Raw genomic sequence first — 16,534 nt, forward strand, 5'->3', positions numbered from 1 at the left:
GAACCATTGCCACCAGAACCGTTACCGCCAGAACCATTGTCACCAGAACCAGCATCGTCCTGAGAACCGTTATTTCCTGGAGGTATATTATTATCCTTTGAGTTTCCTTCTGCAAAATTATCGCTATTTTGTACAATAGCGTTTGTTAATGGTTGGAAGTTTTCAGTTGCAGCATTACCGATATTTAAACCGCTAAAAAAAGATAAAGAGAGTGTTGATGCTAAAATGAAGATTTTCGTCATGGTTTTCCTCCTAAGAGATTAATGTTCCATCTAAAATACATCCCTTTGTAATATTTCTTAGGAAAAAGAGTTTTATGCAAAAAAAACTATATATAGAAAAAGGTGGTGTATTTGTCAAAGCAGAAAAGAGTTAATGTAGATTTCCTACAAATAGTAGAGGGGGAGAATTTACATTCATAACGGTAGAGGAAGTGGCAGCAGATGAAAGAGTATATAGCGTTTGATATTGGCGGTACGCAAATTAAGTATGGTATTGTTTCAGAAATAGGGAGAGTATTAAAGCGTCAAACAGTTGCAACAGAAATTCATTTAGGCGGAGAACAAATTATTCAAAAACTTATATATGTATCCAAAAAAATAATGAATGAACATACTATTGCCGGAATCGGTATTAGCACTGCGGGAATTGTTGATATTAATAAAGGAATTGTGACGGGAGGTGCGGATCATATTCCGGGATATAGTACTATTCCTATTATTGATAGATTGCAAGAGATATTAAAAGTTCCAGTATCGATTGACAATGATGTGAATTGTGCAGCGTTTGGAGAAAAGTGGAATGGTAGTGGAAGAGAGAAAGATAACTTTATTATGCTCACCCTTGGAACAGGGATTGGGGGAGCAATTTTTATAGATGGAAAATTGTACCGAGGACATTCATTTAGTGCTGGTGAATGGGGGAATATGTTAATAGAAGAAAAAACGTTTGAAGAGGTTGCTTCGATTTCAGGATTAATTCGACTTGTAAGCAAATATAAAGGCAAAGGCAAGTGGAATGGGAAAAGAATTTTCGAGTTGTATGATAAAGGAGATCGGGAAGTTGCTCAAGCAGTTGGGATTTTCTTTAAACATTTGGCAATCGGAATTAGTAATCTTGCTTATATTTTTAATCCAGAAACGATTATTATTGGTGGAGGAATTACCGATAGAGGAAATGAGTTTTTAAAAGAAGTAAAAGAAGAGGTCAGTAAATACTTAAATCAAGAGATTTATAATAATTGTGAGATTGAACTTGCGCAAAACGGTAATTGTGCAGGAATGATTGGTGCTATTTACCACTTCTTACATCATCATAAGTAAATTATATGAATGTTTTCATATAACTGAGAATTTATCCTTTTTATCGCTAGGTAAATAATGCTACAATATAAGAGAAGAATACAATATTTTCCGATTCGGAAAATGCTTTGTAGAAAGGGAGAAACTTCATGCCTATTATTTTAGAAAAAGGTCAAAAGATCGATTTAACGAAAGGACAACCAAAAGTAGCAAAACTACAGGTTGGCTTAGGCTGGGATCCAATTGGGCAATCAGGTGGATTTCTGTCTTCATTATTTGGAAGTAAACCAAATGTAGATTGTGATGCATCTGTTGTTATGTTAGAAGGAGATCGTTTTTTAAACAAAAATGATTTAGTTTACTTCGGAAATAAACTTTCTACTTGTGGTAGTATTATTCATTCAGGAGATAATTTAACAGGTGAAGGCGCTGGTGATGACGAAACAATTTTCGTAGAATTACATAAAGTTCCAAGCCGTATTAATCGTTTAGTATTCGTTGTAAATATTTATGACTGTGTAAATCGTCGTCAAGATTTCGGGATGATTCGTAATGCATATATTCGTATTCAAAACCCGCAAACTGGTGAAGAATTAGCACGCTATAATTTATCGGATAATTATGCTGGCAAAACAACTCTAATTGCAGGTGAAATGTATCGTCACGGAAGTGAATGGAAGTTTTCAGCAGTTGGAGAAGGCACGCAAGATAAAAACTTAAGTGAGATTGTATCACGTTATCAATAAAATAACCGAGGAGGAATTGTATATGGCATCAATTTCATTGAAAAAGGGACAAAAGGTAGACTTAACAAAAACGAATCCAGGTCTTTCGAAAGTTCTTGTAGGACTTGGTTGGGACACGAATCGTTATGACGGACAAAACGATTTCGACTTAGATGTTAGTATTTTCTTAGTAGGCGCGAATGGTAAAGTTTCAGGAGCTGAAGATTTCGTTTTCTATAATAATCCAAAAGGTGCGAATGGTGCTGTAGAGCATTTAGGAGATAACCGCACTGGTGAAGGTGAAGGCGATGACGAAGCGATTAAAGTAGATTTGAAAAATGTTCCTGCTCACATCGAACGTATTTGTTTCACAATTACAATTTATGATGGAGAAGGCCGTAGCCAAAACTTCGGACAAGTTTCTAATTCTTTCGTACGTATTCTTGATGAAGAAAAGAATGCAGAATTAATTCGTTACGATTTAGGAGAAGATTTCTCTATTGAAACAGCCGTAGTAGTAGGTGAATTATATCGTCATGCAGGTGATTGGAAATTCAATGCAATCGGAAGTGGATTCCAAGGTGGATTAGCGTCTCTATGTAATAACTTTGGTTTAGATGTAGAGTAATAGATTTGATTTATATATCCATCGGTGAAATGTATGTTTACTGATGGATATATTTTTAAAGATAAAAATATAGAGGTGAATATAGATGGTTATTCAATTACAAAAAGGCCAGAAAATCGATTTAGGTAAGACAAGCCCTGGTTTAACAAAAGCAGTAATTGGTCTTGGATGGGATATTAAATCTTATGACGGCGGAGCCGATTTCGATTTAGATGCATCTGCCTTTTTATTAGATGCAAACGGAAAATGTGCGAAGGAAACTGATTTTATCTTCTATAATAATTTACAGTCTCCTTGTGGATCTGTTTTACATACAGGAGATAACCGTACAGGTGAAGGTGAAGGTGACGATGAGCAACTTGTTGTGGATTTGAAGAAAGTTCCAGCAGATGTGCACAGAATTGCTATTACAGTTACGATTTATGATGCAGAAGGCCGTAGTCAAAACTTTGGGCAAGTAGGAAATGCGTTTGTTCGTTTAGCGAATGAAGAAACGAGTGAAGAAGTTCTTCGTTTTGATTTAGGGGAAGATTTCTCCATCGAAACAGCAGTTGTCTTTTGTGAATTATACCGTCATAATGGACAGTGGAAGTTTAATGCAGTAGGAAGTGGATTCCAAGGTGGTTTAGGTGCGCTTGTAAGAGCGTATGGCTTGGATGCATAGAAAGGAAACGATATTCGTTTCCTTTTTTTGACCTTTCTATAAATCTAGCAAAGAATAGGGGATAAAGGTAAGATGAGTATTTTGCAAGGAATCCTTGATACGTATGCTCAGTTTTTCGACTTGGACATGTGGATTAAAGTGTTGCAGGATCCAGTATCTTGGGGATTAATTGGTACACTTGTTGTACTTGAAGGATTATTATCTGCTGATAACGCACTTGTGTTAGCGGTAATGGTAAAACATCTTCCGGAAGAAAAACGTAAAAAAGCATTATTCTATGGACTTATTGGAGCTTATGTGTTCCGCTTTATTGCGATTGGAATCGGAATGTTCTTAATTAAATTATGGTGGGTAAAACTTCTTGGTGCACTTTACCTTGCTTGGTTATCAGTAAAATACTTTATTGATAAGCGTAAAGGTGCAAGTGAAGAAGACGAAGCTCACGGTATGAATCAAAATAGTATTCTCTTTAGAATGTTTGGTGTCTTCTGGGGAACAGTTGCGATGGTTGAATTAATGGATATCGCATTCTCTGTAGATAGCGTACTTGCTGCATTTGGTGTATCTAATGAAGTTTGGATTTTACTATTAGGCGGAATGCTAGGTATTTTAATGATGCGTGGTATTGCTGGTGTATTCTTAAAATTGTTAGAGCGTATTCCAGAGCTTGAAACGACAGCATACATTTTAATCTTAATTATTGCAGCAAAAATGTTACTGTCTTTAATCGAGATTGAGATTAGTCATACACTATTCTTTATTATTTTAGTTGTAGCATTTGGAGCAACATTTATACTTCACTACATGAAGAATTCTGGACAAGCTAGAGAAGAAGTTGCAGCTACTAAAGAAGACAATAAATAATTGAAATGGGTTTGCTCGTTTTGCGAGCGCCCATTTTTTATAACCAAAAATAGTTTATAATAGAAGAAGGACTTAGAAAAAACGTAAATGTTTTTGGAGGTGAACTGTTGTGTTTTCACGTTTTACACTTCAACCATATGCATTAAAAGATGAATCAGATTTAAAGCAATTTGAAACGCTTTTAGAAAAACGCCCACAATATGAGCTGACAGAGAATGAGATGAAATTTAGTTATATAGCATGTCGAATCCTTGGCGTTCCTAATGATGTAGATGAATATTTTAATGAACTGTTTGATTATAGTGAAGCGAAAGGAATCGAAGTTTTACACGAACAAAATTTAAACAAAGTGATTGATTCGGAAAAGCTTCGTCATATTCAAGAAGTGTTCGGATTACATCAAGAAGCACCAAATGGTCTGACAGTAAATAGGCTAGTTGCACACTTATCTGGGAAACAACTTTTACCGAAAGTAGAAAATCCTGATTTACAGCATTACATACATACGACGTTTATTTCACTATTGAAATTATATGAGAAGCAACATAATCAGTCGTTAAAGACAGAAGGCTTCCGTCGTTTCTTAATCGACATAATTAAACTAAGCGAAAATTACGTAGCGAAGTGGTTCTCTACGATTAATTATAAGAAACAAATGCCGCGTATCATTTGGTACGGTGATGCACAGGAAAGCCGTATATATTTCTTATACTTTCTTATTATGCTCGGTTGTGATGTGCTTTATTATCACCCAGAAGGAAAAGATGGATTTGAAAATATTGATGAAGAGGGAAGAACTTTTGTTGTATCTCATTCAAGTCGCATTTCGCTTGAACCATTCCCTGATCGTCGCCGTGAGCGTGTTGCAACAGTAGCGTATCAAGCTTCGAAAGAAATTGAACAAGTACTTCACCACGATAATTCACTGCTGTACAAGCCGTGGCAATTCCGTTCCTATACGCCTGTAGCTCGTACGTTAAAAACGACATATGATGAACTCTTTTTAATTACGAAAGAAAAGGCATTTGTACGCCCAACATTCTTTGTTGAAAATAAACATATTTATATTCCTTCTTTATTTGCGAAAATATCAGGCGTTTCAAAGAATGATAAAGAATATTTTCAACGATTAAAGGCTGTTACATCATTTGATAACAGTTTATTAATTAATACATTCCCGTTTACGAAAGAGCAAAAAGCAAACTTCCAATATCATTATCGAGATGCATTGGACCGAGCTGGAAAATTGCATCCTGATCTAATTATGAATAGCCATTGGTGGCCGCATAAGCGTTTACCGGAAGGTTTACAGCATGGGATTGCAGAGGCGATTATCCATACGTGCGAAAGTGAAATGTGCAAACCAATTGCGAAAGAGACGAAACAAGATGTAGCGCTATATGTTTTCGCACAACTTTCTCAAATACCACCGAATATTTTAGAACAGCTTGAGAAATTTGATTATTCACAAGATGTACCGAAAATTGTTATATTTAATAATGAGAAGAGCGGAGAATTAACTCGTTCTGACGCTGTTTTATTACTATTTTTGAATCAAATTGGAGTAGATGTATTCCATTTCAATCCAACGGGAAGAAACGATATTGAACCGTATATTGAAGCGGGGGCATTTGATTCACATTGGCTTGAAGAGGTTAATTTCGATCTTGAGTTTCATGGTTCATCAGCCTATAAAAATTTATCACAAACAATAAAAGGACTATTTCGTCCATTTTTATAAGGAAAGGGAGAATACCATATGAATAACCCAGTCGTACTAGATCCGAAAACAGAATTAAATGAACAAACAGCACAAGATGTTCGCTTACAACTTAGACAAGATGCGGATGTACAACGTATTTATAATGCGGTAGATATTAAAGATCAATTAGAATTAATTGAACTTGGAAAAGAACCTTCTATGGAAATTTCACGTTTTGCTGATCAAATTTTACATACAATGTCATTATCAAAGATAGAAGATTCTGGTGAATTATTAAAACAGCTTGGTAAAATTATGGACCGATTTGATAGTAAAGACTTTGCGGAAGAAAAAAGTGGTTTCTTCTCACGTATGTTCAAAAAAGCAGATAAAATGATAGAACAAATCTTTAGTAAATATCAAACGATGGGCCGCGAAATTGATAAAGTTTATGTGGAAATTACGAAGTACCAAGATGAGATGAAAAAATCAATTGGTACGTTAGATGGCTTGTATGAGCAAAACTTAAAATATTATTTAGACTTAGAGAAGTACGTAGTAGCAGGAGAAATGTTATTAGAGCGTTTAAATACAGAGTTAGTTCCGATGTATGAAGAGCGTGTACGTAATAATGATCAATTAGCAGGTATTGAATTAGAGTCGCTTAAAAACTCTGTTGAAATTTTAGAACAGCGTATTGACGATTTAGAAAAAGCACGTATGGTTGCGTTACTTACAGCACCACAAATTCGTATGATTCAACGTGGTAATAATAAATTAATTGGTAAAATCAATACAGCATTTATTACAACGATTCCTATCTTTAAAAATGGTATCATTCAAGCGGTAAATGCCAAGCGCCAAAAGCTTGTTGCAGATTCTATGGCTGAACTGGATCGCCGTACAAATGAATTACTTAAGAAAAATGCACAAAATATCGCAACGCAAAGTGTAGAAGTAGCGAGATTATCAGGTTCTTCTAGTATTAAGATGGAAACACTTGAGGAAACTTGGAACATTATTTCAAGAGGTATGCAAGAAACACAACAAATTGAAGAACAAAATAAACGTGAGCGTGAAGAAAGCCGCAAGCGTATGGCTACATTAACAGAGAATATCAAAAAAGAATTACAAGGATAAAGTGAAACTTTAATCAGTGGGGTTTTGTTCATCCCCACCGATTATTAGCCTTCACCAATTGGACATTTATGGGCAGTTAATCCATCACCTAACTTCTTTGCTCAAACTGAATTTTGAGGTGGGAGTTTTACTGCACGGAAAATAGTAGGATAAATGAAAAGGCAATGAGGACTATTCCTCATTGCCTTTTAGTTTCTCTTCACTAATTTAATAATCTCATTCAGAATAAGTGGAATGATACTTAATAAGAGAACAAATCCCCAATCTCGCATCGTTAATGCATGTACACCGAATATATTTGCAAGGGGCGGGATGGAGATGATACAAACTTGCATAAGAACACCGATAAGAAGGGAGAAAACTAAATATTTATTTGTAAAGATCCCAATTGAAAAAATTGATTTCGTTATTGAACGCAAGTTAAATGAATGAACGAGCTGAGAAAAACTAAGAACGACAAATGCCATCGTTTGAGCGTGTAATAGAGCATCGTCATCAATTCGCTCTGGGAAAAGAGGAAATAAATTTGTATCTCCAGTATAGAATTTTGCTCCGACGATAAAAGCTATTAGAGTTAAAAGTCCAATGATAACTCCATTGAAAATCAGGAAAGGAACGCTGCCACTAAATAAGCTTTCTTTCGCATGTCGTGGTTTTTCCTTCATCACATCTGGATCTTCAGGATCAACCCCAAGTGATAATGCAGGCAGTGTATCTGTAATTAAATTCACCCACAAAATATGAATAGGTCGTAGTGGTGTTGCCCAGCCGAGTAAAATCGCTAAAAATAAAGCGATAATTTCTCCGAAGTTACAAGAGAGTAGGAAGAGAATTGATTTTTTTATGTTACGATAAATATTTCTACCTTCTTCAACGGCTTTCACAATAGATGAGAAATTATCATCTGTTAACACGACGTCTGCTGCCCCTTTTGCAACGTCTGTTCCTGTAATGCCCATCGCAACGCCAACATCAGCTTGCTTTAAAGATGGTGCATCATTGACACCATCACCAGTCATAGAAACGATATTTCCTTTCGCGCGTAATGCCTTTACAATTTTCACTTTATGCTCTGGAGAGACTCTAGCGAATACATTTAAATGATTAATTTTGCTAGCTAGTTCTGTATCAGAAATGTTATCTAATTCAGTTCCAATCATAATTTCCGATATTTCTTCAGCAATGCCAAGTTCTTTGGCAATTGCAAAGGCGGTATCTTTATGGTCACCAGTAATCATAACTGTGCGAATACCGGCTTTTTTACATTCTTTAATTGAATCTTTCACTTCAGTTCGTGGTGGATCAATCATACCGACAAGACCAATAAAGATAAGATTTTTTTCAAGATGATTTATATCCACATCGTTTGAATCGTATTGTTTAAATGCGAATGAAAGTACTCTTAAAGCTTCTTGAGACATTGACCCAGCGGCTTCTAATATTTGATCTTTATCAGCATCTGTTAGAACCTCGATTTTACCGTTTTTAAATATGTGGGTACATCGAGGTAAGAGTTTATCGATAGCACCTTTCGTCATGCTATAGTAGCTTTCATCATATGTATGCACGGTTGACATCATTTTACGATCTGAATCGAAAGGCAGCTCATTTACACGTTCATGTATTTTTTCTAAATGATCTTTTTGCATATTAAAGGTGGTTCCGGCAACGAGAAGAGCAATTTCAGTCGGGTCTCCCGTTTGTGATTCGTTATTGTAAGACGCATCATTACATAGCACCATATTTTCTAACAATAGACGTTGCGCATCATTATTTACATTTAAACTTTCTAAGCGATCGTATGTGTTATCACTATAAAAGTGAGTAACGGTCATTTTATTTTGCGTTAACGTACCTGTTTTATCTGAACAAATAATTGTGACAGAACCGAGGGCTTCAACAGCTGGTAGTTTCCGAATGATAACGTTTTGTTTAATCATACGTTGCACACCAATTGCAAGAACGATGGAAACGATAGCTGGCAAACCTTCTGGAATAGCTGCAACGGCTAAACTAATTGCAGTCATAAACATTTCTAGTGTATCTCGTCCTTGTAAAAAGCCTATGAGAAACATCACGATACAAATAGCTACAGCAACAAAGCCTAAATACTTTCCGACTTGTGCTAAGCTTTTTTGAAGTGGTGTCATATCATCGTCAGCTTCATGTAACAAGGTAGCAATCTTACCAATTTGTGAGTTCATTCCAGTTTCAACAGCAACACCGACGCCTCGTCCATATGTAACAAGAGTAGACATAAAGGCCATGTTTTTTTGATCGCCGAGTGGTACTTGCTCATCACGTTGCATGGAAGGGTGGTAGATTGCATCTTTATCAACAGGGACAGATTCACCAGTTAGAGCAGATTCTTCAACTTTTAAATTTGCGGTTTCAATAAGGCGTAAATCGCATGGGATATATCGTCCGGCGTCGAGCATAACGATATCCCCTGGAACGACGTGCTCAGATGGAATTTCTTTTAGTTCACCATTTCTCTTGACGATAGCTTTAGGTGTTGCCATCTTTTTCAATGCCTCTAAAGCTTGTTCTGCTTTCGATTCTTGGACAACACCGATAACAGCATTTAAAACTACAACAAGCGCGATAATACTGGCATCCGCCCATTCACCTACAAAGGCAGAAATAAGGGCAGCAATAATAAGGACATATACGAGGACGTCATTAATTTGGGCGAAAATACGCTGCCATAAAGTGCGTTTTTGTTTTGTAGCTAATTCATTAGAACCGTATTGCTTTAAACGTTCACTTACAATCTCATCTGTTAAACCGTTTTGTTCGTTTGTTTCTAGGTCAATCAATGTTTGATCTTTCGTCTTACTGTACCAATTGCTCATAAGTAAGCACCTCCAGTAAAAACAGTTAGCAATGGTAGTGTTGCTATTATTTGTGAGTAGTATGTATGGAGAAAAAATCTAAGGTGAGGTTCTACTTCTATTGTACAATATTTTACAGTTGGTTGAGGGAAAGAGAAGAGTTGTCATGAATTTGTTGGAAATAAAAAAGAGCCTCATAATAAGAGAGGCTTTTTTACTTTTTAATTAATGTACCTAATTCTTCTGTAATAGCTTGCATTTCACTAATGCTGAATGTTTCACGTTTCATAACATGATCATAAATGTCACGTAAATCTTCGTACATTTCTTCGTTAAAACTAGCAGCTCTCATCGCTCCAGCATTAACCATACGTAATTTTTCTTTAATAGCTTCGACCATGTATTCAACGTTTTCTTCTGACTTTACGGATAAATCCACCGAAGTGTCCCCCTTTAAAATAACATAAGGCTATCTTAACATTTTTTATCATTTTCGTTAATGGATCTTTTCAATCCTATTAAATTAGTAGGGATTTCCTTTATATTTCATAATTGGTTGTTTATACTATAAGTATATATGAAGAAATGCACCAAGAAGGGAAGAAACAAAAACATGGTTCAAGTATTGTTTGTTTGTCTTGGAAACATTTGCCGTTCTCCGATGGCAGAAGCGATTTTTCGAAATCTTGTCGTAAAAGAGGGACTTGAAGAGAAAATTGTCATTGATTCTGCAGGAACTGGAGATTGGCATGTTGGTCATCCGCCACATAAAGGAACACAAAAAATTTTAAAAGAAAATGCAGTCACTTTTGAAGGAATTAAAGCAAGGCAAGTAGAAAAAGAAGACTTAACAAAGTTTGATTATATTATTGCCATGGACAACAAGAATATAGCAGATTTAAAAAGTTTAGGTAAAACTGGAGGCTATATTGGTAGGCTGTCCGACTTTGTTCCAGACGGTGGCTGGACAGACGTTCCTGACCCTTACTATACAGGGAATTTCCAAGAAGTATATGACCTTGTAACAGAAGGGTGTGCAAAGCTATTAGCTTTCATTCGAAATGAACAAGGAATATGAGGAAGCTTAGAAAGAAATACTTTCTAACATAAGAAATGAAAGGGTGAAGGAATATGGCAAAGAAAAATAATATTGCTCGAAACATTGCGATTGGTGTAGCGGCAGGTGTAGCTGTATCCATGTTAAAGAAAGAAAACCGTGAAAAAGTAAAAAATACAGCAGAAAAAGCAAAAACAAAGATGATTGAAATTGGTGAAAATGCAAAGATCAAAGAAAAAGTGCAAACTGTTACAGATAAAGGACGCGAACTTGCAGATTTCAATGTGGTAAAAGCGAAAGTAGCAGAAATTAAAAAATTAACGCCATCTGTTGTAGAGACGTTAAAAGAAACGAAAGAAATTTTTAGTAAGAAAAAAGTTGAGCCAGAAGAAAAGCCAGAAACGATTGAAATTCAAGCTGTATCTCCAAAGGTAGATGAGTTGAAAGTAGAAGAAGAGCCAATAGTTGCTGAAGATGGTGGTATGAAAGAAGCGCGTGAATTATTTATGAAAGACTCAAATGCAGTGGAAAAAAAAACTGAAGCGTACATTGAGTTAAAGCAAGATAAAGAAGAGAAGAAAAGCGTTTAAACATATATGAGAAAAATTTTAGAAAAGGTGAGAAGAAATCGTACTTATTCGTTTGGTAAAGATTTATATGACCGGACGATGCGCGATGATGTAGCGGGCTTGGCAGCACAGCTCGCTTATTTCTTCTTGCTTGCAATTTTTCCTGGGCTCGTTTTCTTAATTACGCTTCTTGGATTTATTCCCATTCAAACAGAGGATGTGCTTAGTTTATTAGAGGTTTATGTACCAGATGATGCAATGAACTTAATTGAGGTAAATGTAGATAAAGTTGTAAACCAGCAAAATGGTGGTTTATTATCATTTGGTTTATTATCCATGTTATGGTTTGCCTCAAATGGTGTTAATGCGGTTATGAATGCTTTTAACCGCGCTTATGACGTAAAGGAAACACGTTCTTTTATTACAACAAGAGCGTTATCAATTGTGTTTACATTAGCTATTATTTTTATGATTGTCTTTGCGTTAATTGTTCCGGTATTCGGACAAGTTATTGGAGCAGCAGTGTTTAAAGCACTCGGTTTATCAGATAGTTTTTCTTTCGTATGGAGCATTACACGATTAGTAGCGAGTTTCTTCGTACTATTTGCTTTGTTTAGTTTCTTATATACATTTGCACCAGATCGAAAGTTAAAAAGAAGAGAAGTTATTTCAGGGGCGTTATTTGCTACTGTAGGATGGATTGTGGTGTCTTACTCATTTGCTTATTATGTAGATAAGTTTGCGAATTACGCCAATACATATGGTGGTCTCGGTGGTATCATTATTTTAATGTTATGGTTTTATTTAACTGGATGGGTAATTTTACTTGGCGGTGAAATTAATGGTTTACTCCACCATTATAGAACCGGTGACAATAATTCCCGTAATGAATAATGAGTTCTTGTTCCATAATAAAAAGGAACAGGGGGGATATTTCATGAGTAATAATAAAAAGAACCATAATAATAAAAGTAATAATAAACAAAAGAGCAGTTCGCATCCAAAGCATAAAACGAGTAGCAGTGCGAACGGTCATAATAGCTATCACTAAAAAAAACGGGTCCTCTATGAGGGACCCGTTTTATTTGCTTCCTTTTAGTAATCGTAAGCCATTCAAAATGACAAGAATCGTACTTCCTTCATGACCAATAACACCGAATGGAAGAGCTAAAAATTGCAAGAAGTTTGAACAAATTAGCATGGCAATAACGGCTAGCGAAAAGATTACGTTTTGCTTCACAATGCGGTTCATTCGTTTTGATAAACGAATTGCTTGGGAAAGGCGAGATAGTTCGTTCTTCATCAGTACAACATCTGCAGTTTCTAAAGCTACATCTGTTCCTTCTCCCATTGCGACACCAATGCTAGCAGTAGCTAGGGCAGGTGCATCATTTATACCGTCTCCAACCATTGCTACTGTACCGTATTTTTCTTTTAACTTTTTAATCGTTTCAACTTTTGTTTCTGGTAAGCATGATGCGTAATATTCCTTTATATTACTTTCAGAGGCAATTGCTTTTGCCGTTTCTTCATTATCTCCAGTAATCATAATTGCTTCGACACCAATGCTTTGTAAATCACGAATAGCAGCTATTGTTTCTTGGCGAAGCGTATCTTTTAAAGCGATAAGTCCAAGAATGCCTCCCTCATCACTAATATAAACGACAGTTTTACCTTCCTTTTCAAGTGAGGCAGAAATACCATTATGAAATGTTTTTGTTTCTTCACCGATAAAATCAGCTTTACCTATTTTATAAGCGTTGTTTTCGAATATTCCTTTTAGCCCAAAACCAGTTACATCTTCAACCTTTTCTGGTTTTTTTAATGTAATGTCGTACGCATGTTGTGCATATTTAACAATAGATTCAGCCAAAGGATGTGTAGAGTGACTTTCAATTGATGCTGTAATAGAAAGCACTTCTTTTTCTGTCATATTTTCTCGAACATATATATCTGTTACGGTAGGTTTTCCTTCTGTTAATGTTCCTGTTTTATCAAAGGCGATTGCTTTTACTGAAGCGAGACGTTCTAAATGTATGCCACCTTTAAAGAGAATCCCATTTCTTGCTCCGTTAGAAATGGCTGATAACGTTGCTGGTGTAATGGCAGCAACGAGTGCACAAGGAGATGCGACTACAAGTAAGATCATAGCGCGATAAAACGTTTCATTCCAGCTCCAGTCAAGTAAGAAATGAGGAACGAACATCATAAGCGCAACAACGAGTAGTACACCTTTTACGTATGTTCCTTCAAACTTTTCGATGAATAGTTGTGATGGTGATTTTTCACTTTGTGCACTTTGTACGAGACGGATAATCTTTTGGAATAATGTTTGATCGCTCGGCTTCGTAATTTTAACTTCGATAGCACCACGTAAATTTACAGTACCTGCAAATACTTCATCGCCATATCTTTTCTCATTTGGAATAGGTTCTCCCGTGATTGCTGCTTCATCGATATTTGTTTCACCGTTATGAATCGTACCGTCAGCAGGAACACGTTCACCTGGTTTAATTAAAATAATGTCGTTAATTTGTAACTCTCCAACAGGAATACGTTCCTCTGTTCCGTTGGAAATGCGTAATGCTTCTTCGGGTTGTAAGTCAAGAAGAGCGGAAATTTCTTTTTGGCTCTTACTTAATGTATAAGATTCCATAGCACCGCTGAGCGCAAAGATGAAGATTAAAATAGCCCCTTCTGCCCAGTAGCCAATAATTGCAGCACCGATAGCTGCAAAGAGCATTAGCATTTCAACATTTAGCTCTTTTTCTTCAATCGTATCTTCAATGCCTTCTTTAGCTTTTGCATATCCACCAACTATATAAGCAAGGATATAGCAAGTAATACCTACATTCATTGCATCGTTCTTTGTGAATAGCCAGCCAGCTAAAATAAAAATACTAGATGCCACTGCAAATACAAGTTCATAATGTTTTTTTAATGTGTCCCATAAAGAGGGATGAGAAATTGTTTCTTTTGCGTGTAACGTTTTTACTTCTGAGTTCATTACTACTCGCTCCTTCCGAATTCTTATTGAGAAAAATAATCAAAATCGAAACCCCTATAAAACGACGAAAGCTGCCATCCATAATGGATAGCAGCATTTCTGTTGAATCTGTTTTTAATAGTTATTATGTTGTAATTATTCTATAGTATATCATATGTTTTTATGAGATGGTACGGTTTTGTTTCAAGTATAAACGGAAAACTTGTGTTTTCGCAATTCCTTTGGTATATATGAATATTGTTCATAAAAAGGTCGGAAAGGAAGACAACAAGTGAAGACAGAGAAATTTTTTACCCATCCGATTGGCGTATTTATTGCTGCAATAGTAGCAACTTTTTTATGGGGAAGCGCATTTCCTTTTATTAAGTTAAGTTATGCTGAACTTGGAATTCAACCACAAGAAGTTGGAGAACAAATATTATTTGCCGGTTATCGTTTCTTGTTATCTGGAGTCATGCTCTTATTATTCTTTAAAGTGTTAGGAAAAGATATGAGCTTCAAAAAAGGAACGGGGAAACAGTTAATACAAATTGGTTTATTCCAAACGTTTCTTCAATATATATGTTTTTACATTGGAATGAGTTATAGTTCAGGAATTGAAGGAGCTATCATTTCAGGGACATCATCATTCTTTCAAATTTTACTCGCCCATTTTTTATATAAAGATGATGCTCTCAATATAAGAAAAATAATTGGGGTATCGATTGGTTTTTGTGGCGTCATTTTAGTAAATGTGCCGAGTGATGGTAGCTTATCATTTCATTTTGGAATCGGAAGCTTATTACTTCTTAGTGCAGCAATGCTGTATTCATATGGAAACATATTAGCAAAAGAAGGTAGTAAAACATTAGATGTTGGCTATATGACAGCATACCAAATGATGTTTGGTTCTATAGGATTATTATGTATAGGGGCTTTACAAGTTGGAGTCATGCCATTTACATTTAGTCTACATGCACTACTTATGCTGATTTATTTATCTTTCTTATCTGCAGCTGGTTTTTGCATTTGGAATACAATTATGAAGTACAACAAGGTTGGAAAAGTATCTATGTATATGTTCTTTATACCCGTATTTGGTGTGTTATTATCGAGCATGATTTTAGGTGAAGCAATTCATTCATTTGTGCTACTCGGTTTAGCATGTGTAGCCGCGGGAATTATTGTGGTAAATCGAACGCCAGCTAAGCAAAAAATGGAGCAAGAAAAACAAGTAGCATAGAGAGCAGAAAAGCGATTACAATGGAAGAACAGTACTGTTCTTCTTTTTTTTCATAGAAAAAGGATAATAGACTAAGTGTAACGAAAAAAGATACAAAAAGCATTTATTGAGGAGAACATGTTATGAATCTACTTTACATGGTGTTAATTGGGCAAATACTTCTTTTTTTAATTGGTGCAATTTATGCAATGCGGCAGACAAAAAGAACGAAAGATAATATGCCGTTACCTTTAGTAATCCGTCTTATTCTTAGTTTTTCTTTAACAGGTAGTGCAATTTGGATATGGTTACAAGATCCATCTGTAGAGTATAGTACGTGGGTTGCACTTGGTATGACTTTATCGACTGTGGGAGATTTGTTTATGGCTGGGCTGATTCCAATTGGTCACAGGTTAATTGGTGGGATGGTTACTTTCGCTCTTGCTCATTGTTTTTATGTAAAAGCATTTTTGCAAACAGGAATTTCGTGGAATGGTTTTTGGATTGGCTTACTCGTATATGGGCTCTTTCTAATTGTAGGATGGTTCTTCTTTATCCGAAATGATAAACAGGATAAATTGTTTACGATAGGAGCTCTAATTTACGGATTGTGGGTTGGAGGAATGGCTTGCTTTGCATTCGCCTTATATTATGAAAATACAGGAATATGGTGGATACCAGCGTTTGGTGGTTTACTGTTTGTGATTTCTGATTTTATTATTGGCGTGACAGATATCGGAGGACGTAAATTGAAGTATGAGCCACTTTGGATTTGGTTTACATATGTAGCTGCTCAAATGTGTATTGTATATGTGGGATTATAAAAAGATACTCTCAAAATA

15 protein-coding genes and 1 pseudogene are annotated in these 16,534 nt (G+C 35.8%); 12 read left to right on the top strand and 4 right to left on the bottom strand.

The window, feature by feature from the left end; translation table 11 throughout:
* A pseudogene (locus tag DN401_RS29275) lies at positions 1 to 242 on the bottom strand (cell wall anchor protein); the annotation flags it as partial.
* 201 nt (positions 243 to 443) lie between these two features.
* On the opposite strand from DN401_RS29275, the gene DN401_RS29280 reads away from it, so the two are divergent.
* The 7 genes from DN401_RS29280 (at position 444) to DN401_RS29310 (ending at position 7,024) form a co-directional block, all read left to right on the top strand.
* Complete coding sequence (locus DN401_RS29280) at positions 444 to 1,322, top strand: ROK family protein (RefSeq protein ID WP_000666116.1); 879 nt, start codon at positions 444 to 446, stop codon at positions 1,320 to 1,322.
* Between the two features lie 128 nt (positions 1,323 to 1,450).
* Positions 1,451 to 2,047 (top strand): TerD family protein, encoded by a 597-nt coding sequence (locus DN401_RS29285; RefSeq protein ID WP_001121586.1) that lies wholly within the window; start codon positions 1,451 to 1,453, stop codon positions 2,045 to 2,047.
* A gap of 22 nt (positions 2,048 to 2,069) precedes the next feature.
* A complete protein-coding gene (locus DN401_RS29290; RefSeq protein ID WP_000146726.1) occupies positions 2,070 to 2,654 on the top strand; it encodes a TerD family protein in 585 nt (194 codons plus the stop codon).
* Positions 2,655 to 2,739: 85 nt separating this feature from the next.
* On the top strand, positions 2,740 to 3,318 hold the full coding sequence (locus DN401_RS29295) for a TerD family protein (protein ID WP_000236641.1): 579 nt from the start codon (positions 2,740 to 2,742) through the stop codon (positions 3,316 to 3,318).
* Positions 3,319 to 3,390: 72 nt separating this feature from the next.
* A complete protein-coding gene (locus DN401_RS29300) occupies positions 3,391 to 4,182 on the top strand; it encodes a TerC family protein (protein WP_000025704.1) in 792 nt (263 codons plus the stop codon).
* Positions 4,183 to 4,291: 109 nt separating this feature from the next.
* A complete protein-coding gene (locus DN401_RS29305) occupies positions 4,292 to 5,923 on the top strand; it encodes a YceG family protein (protein WP_149288120.1) in 1,632 nt (543 codons plus the stop codon).
* Between the two features lie 18 nt (positions 5,924 to 5,941).
* Positions 5,942 to 7,024, top strand: a complete 1,083-nt coding sequence (locus DN401_RS29310) for a toxic anion resistance protein (protein ID WP_001064409.1) — start codon at positions 5,942 to 5,944, stop codon at positions 7,022 to 7,024.
* Positions 7,025 to 7,212: 188 nt separating this feature from the next.
* Here DN401_RS29310 and DN401_RS29315 read toward each other — a convergent pair whose 3' ends face one another.
* The gene (locus DN401_RS29315) at positions 7,213 to 9,879 is read right to left on the bottom strand and encodes a cation-translocating P-type ATPase (RefSeq protein ID WP_098212571.1); all 2,667 of its coding nucleotides are present in this window, start codon (positions 9,877 to 9,879) and stop codon (positions 7,213 to 7,215) included.
* A gap of 193 nt (positions 9,880 to 10,072) precedes the next feature.
* Positions 10,073 to 10,297, bottom strand: a complete 225-nt coding sequence (locus tag DN401_RS29320) for a DUF1128 domain-containing protein (RefSeq protein ID WP_000366196.1) — start codon at positions 10,295 to 10,297, stop codon at positions 10,073 to 10,075.
* Positions 10,298 to 10,471: 174 nt separating this feature from the next.
* Here DN401_RS29320 and DN401_RS29325 point away from each other — a divergent pair, with 174 nt between their 5' ends.
* From DN401_RS29325 to DN401_RS29335, 3 genes are read left to right on the top strand one after another with little or no spacing between them, the layout of a single operon-like run.
* Positions 10,472 to 10,936 (top strand): low molecular weight protein-tyrosine-phosphatase, encoded by a 465-nt coding sequence (locus DN401_RS29325; protein WP_000250916.1) that lies wholly within the window; start codon positions 10,472 to 10,474, stop codon positions 10,934 to 10,936.
* Between the two features lie 53 nt (positions 10,937 to 10,989).
* Positions 10,990 to 11,505 carry a DUF4075 domain-containing protein gene (locus tag DN401_RS29330; protein WP_001085389.1) on the top strand — a complete coding sequence of 172 codons (516 nt, stop codon included), beginning with the start codon at positions 10,990 to 10,992 and terminating at the stop codon, positions 11,503 to 11,505.
* A gap of 6 nt (positions 11,506 to 11,511) precedes the next feature.
* Entirely contained in the window at positions 11,512 to 12,378 is an 867-nt protein-coding gene (locus tag DN401_RS29335; protein WP_001226536.1) for a YihY/virulence factor BrkB family protein, read from the top strand.
* 187 nt (positions 12,379 to 12,565) lie between these two features.
* Here the strand turns inward: DN401_RS29335 and DN401_RS29340 are convergent, their stop codons facing one another.
* Positions 12,566 to 14,491 carry a heavy metal translocating P-type ATPase gene (locus DN401_RS29340; protein ID WP_001083759.1) on the bottom strand — a complete coding sequence of 642 codons (1,926 nt, stop codon included), beginning with the start codon at positions 14,489 to 14,491 and terminating at the stop codon, positions 12,566 to 12,568.
* A gap of 271 nt (positions 14,492 to 14,762) precedes the next feature.
* Between DN401_RS29340 and DN401_RS29345 the strand changes: the two genes are divergently transcribed.
* Both DN401_RS29345 and DN401_RS29350 read left to right on the top strand, forming a co-directional pair.
* Complete coding sequence (locus DN401_RS29345) at positions 14,763 to 15,713, top strand: DMT family transporter (protein ID WP_000845696.1); 951 nt, start codon at positions 14,763 to 14,765, stop codon at positions 15,711 to 15,713.
* A 122-nt stretch (positions 15,714 to 15,835) separates the two neighbouring features.
* Complete coding sequence (locus tag DN401_RS29350) at positions 15,836 to 16,516, top strand: lysoplasmalogenase (RefSeq protein ID WP_098212570.1); 681 nt, start codon at positions 15,836 to 15,838, stop codon at positions 16,514 to 16,516.
* Positions 16,517 to 16,534 lie beyond the last annotated feature (18 nt).

The organism is Bacillus sp. BF2-3 (genome assembly GCF_008368795.1).
In the GTDB taxonomy this organism is placed as follows: domain Bacteria; phylum Bacillota; class Bacilli; order Bacillales; family Bacillaceae_G; genus Bacillus_A; species Bacillus_A cereus.

Excerpts from the sequence above, each read along its gene's own strand:
- DN401_RS29300 (WP_000025704.1), top strand. The coding sequence starts at position 3,391 with ATGAGTATTTTGCAAGGAATCCTTGATACGTATGCTCAGTTTTTCGAC.
- DN401_RS29330 (WP_001085389.1), top strand. The coding sequence starts at position 10,990 with ATGGCAAAGAAAAATAATATTGCTCGAAACATTGCGATTGGTGTAGCG.
- DN401_RS29280 (WP_000666116.1), top strand. The coding sequence starts at position 444 with ATGAAAGAGTATATAGCGTTTGATATTGGCGGTACGCAAATTAAGTAT.
- DN401_RS29285 (WP_001121586.1), top strand. The coding sequence starts at position 1,451 with ATGCCTATTATTTTAGAAAAAGGTCAAAAGATCGATTTAACGAAAGGA.
- DN401_RS29340 (WP_001083759.1), bottom strand. The coding sequence starts at position 14,491 with ATGAACTCAGAAGTAAAAACGTTACACGCAAAAGAAACAATTTCTCAT.
- DN401_RS29315 (WP_098212571.1), bottom strand. The coding sequence starts at position 9,879 with ATGAGCAATTGGTACAGTAAGACGAAAGATCAAACATTGATTGACCTA.
- DN401_RS29295 (WP_000236641.1), top strand. The coding sequence starts at position 2,740 with ATGGTTATTCAATTACAAAAAGGCCAGAAAATCGATTTAGGTAAGACA.
- DN401_RS29350 (WP_098212570.1), top strand. The coding sequence starts at position 15,836 with ATGAATCTACTTTACATGGTGTTAATTGGGCAAATACTTCTTTTTTTA.
- DN401_RS29310 (WP_001064409.1), top strand. The coding sequence starts at position 5,942 with ATGAATAACCCAGTCGTACTAGATCCGAAAACAGAATTAAATGAACAA.
- DN401_RS29290 (WP_000146726.1), top strand. The coding sequence starts at position 2,070 with ATGGCATCAATTTCATTGAAAAAGGGACAAAAGGTAGACTTAACAAAA.
- DN401_RS29325 (WP_000250916.1), top strand. The coding sequence starts at position 10,472 with ATGGTTCAAGTATTGTTTGTTTGTCTTGGAAACATTTGCCGTTCTCCG.
- DN401_RS29335 (WP_001226536.1), top strand. The coding sequence starts at position 11,512 with ATGAGAAAAATTTTAGAAAAGGTGAGAAGAAATCGTACTTATTCGTTT.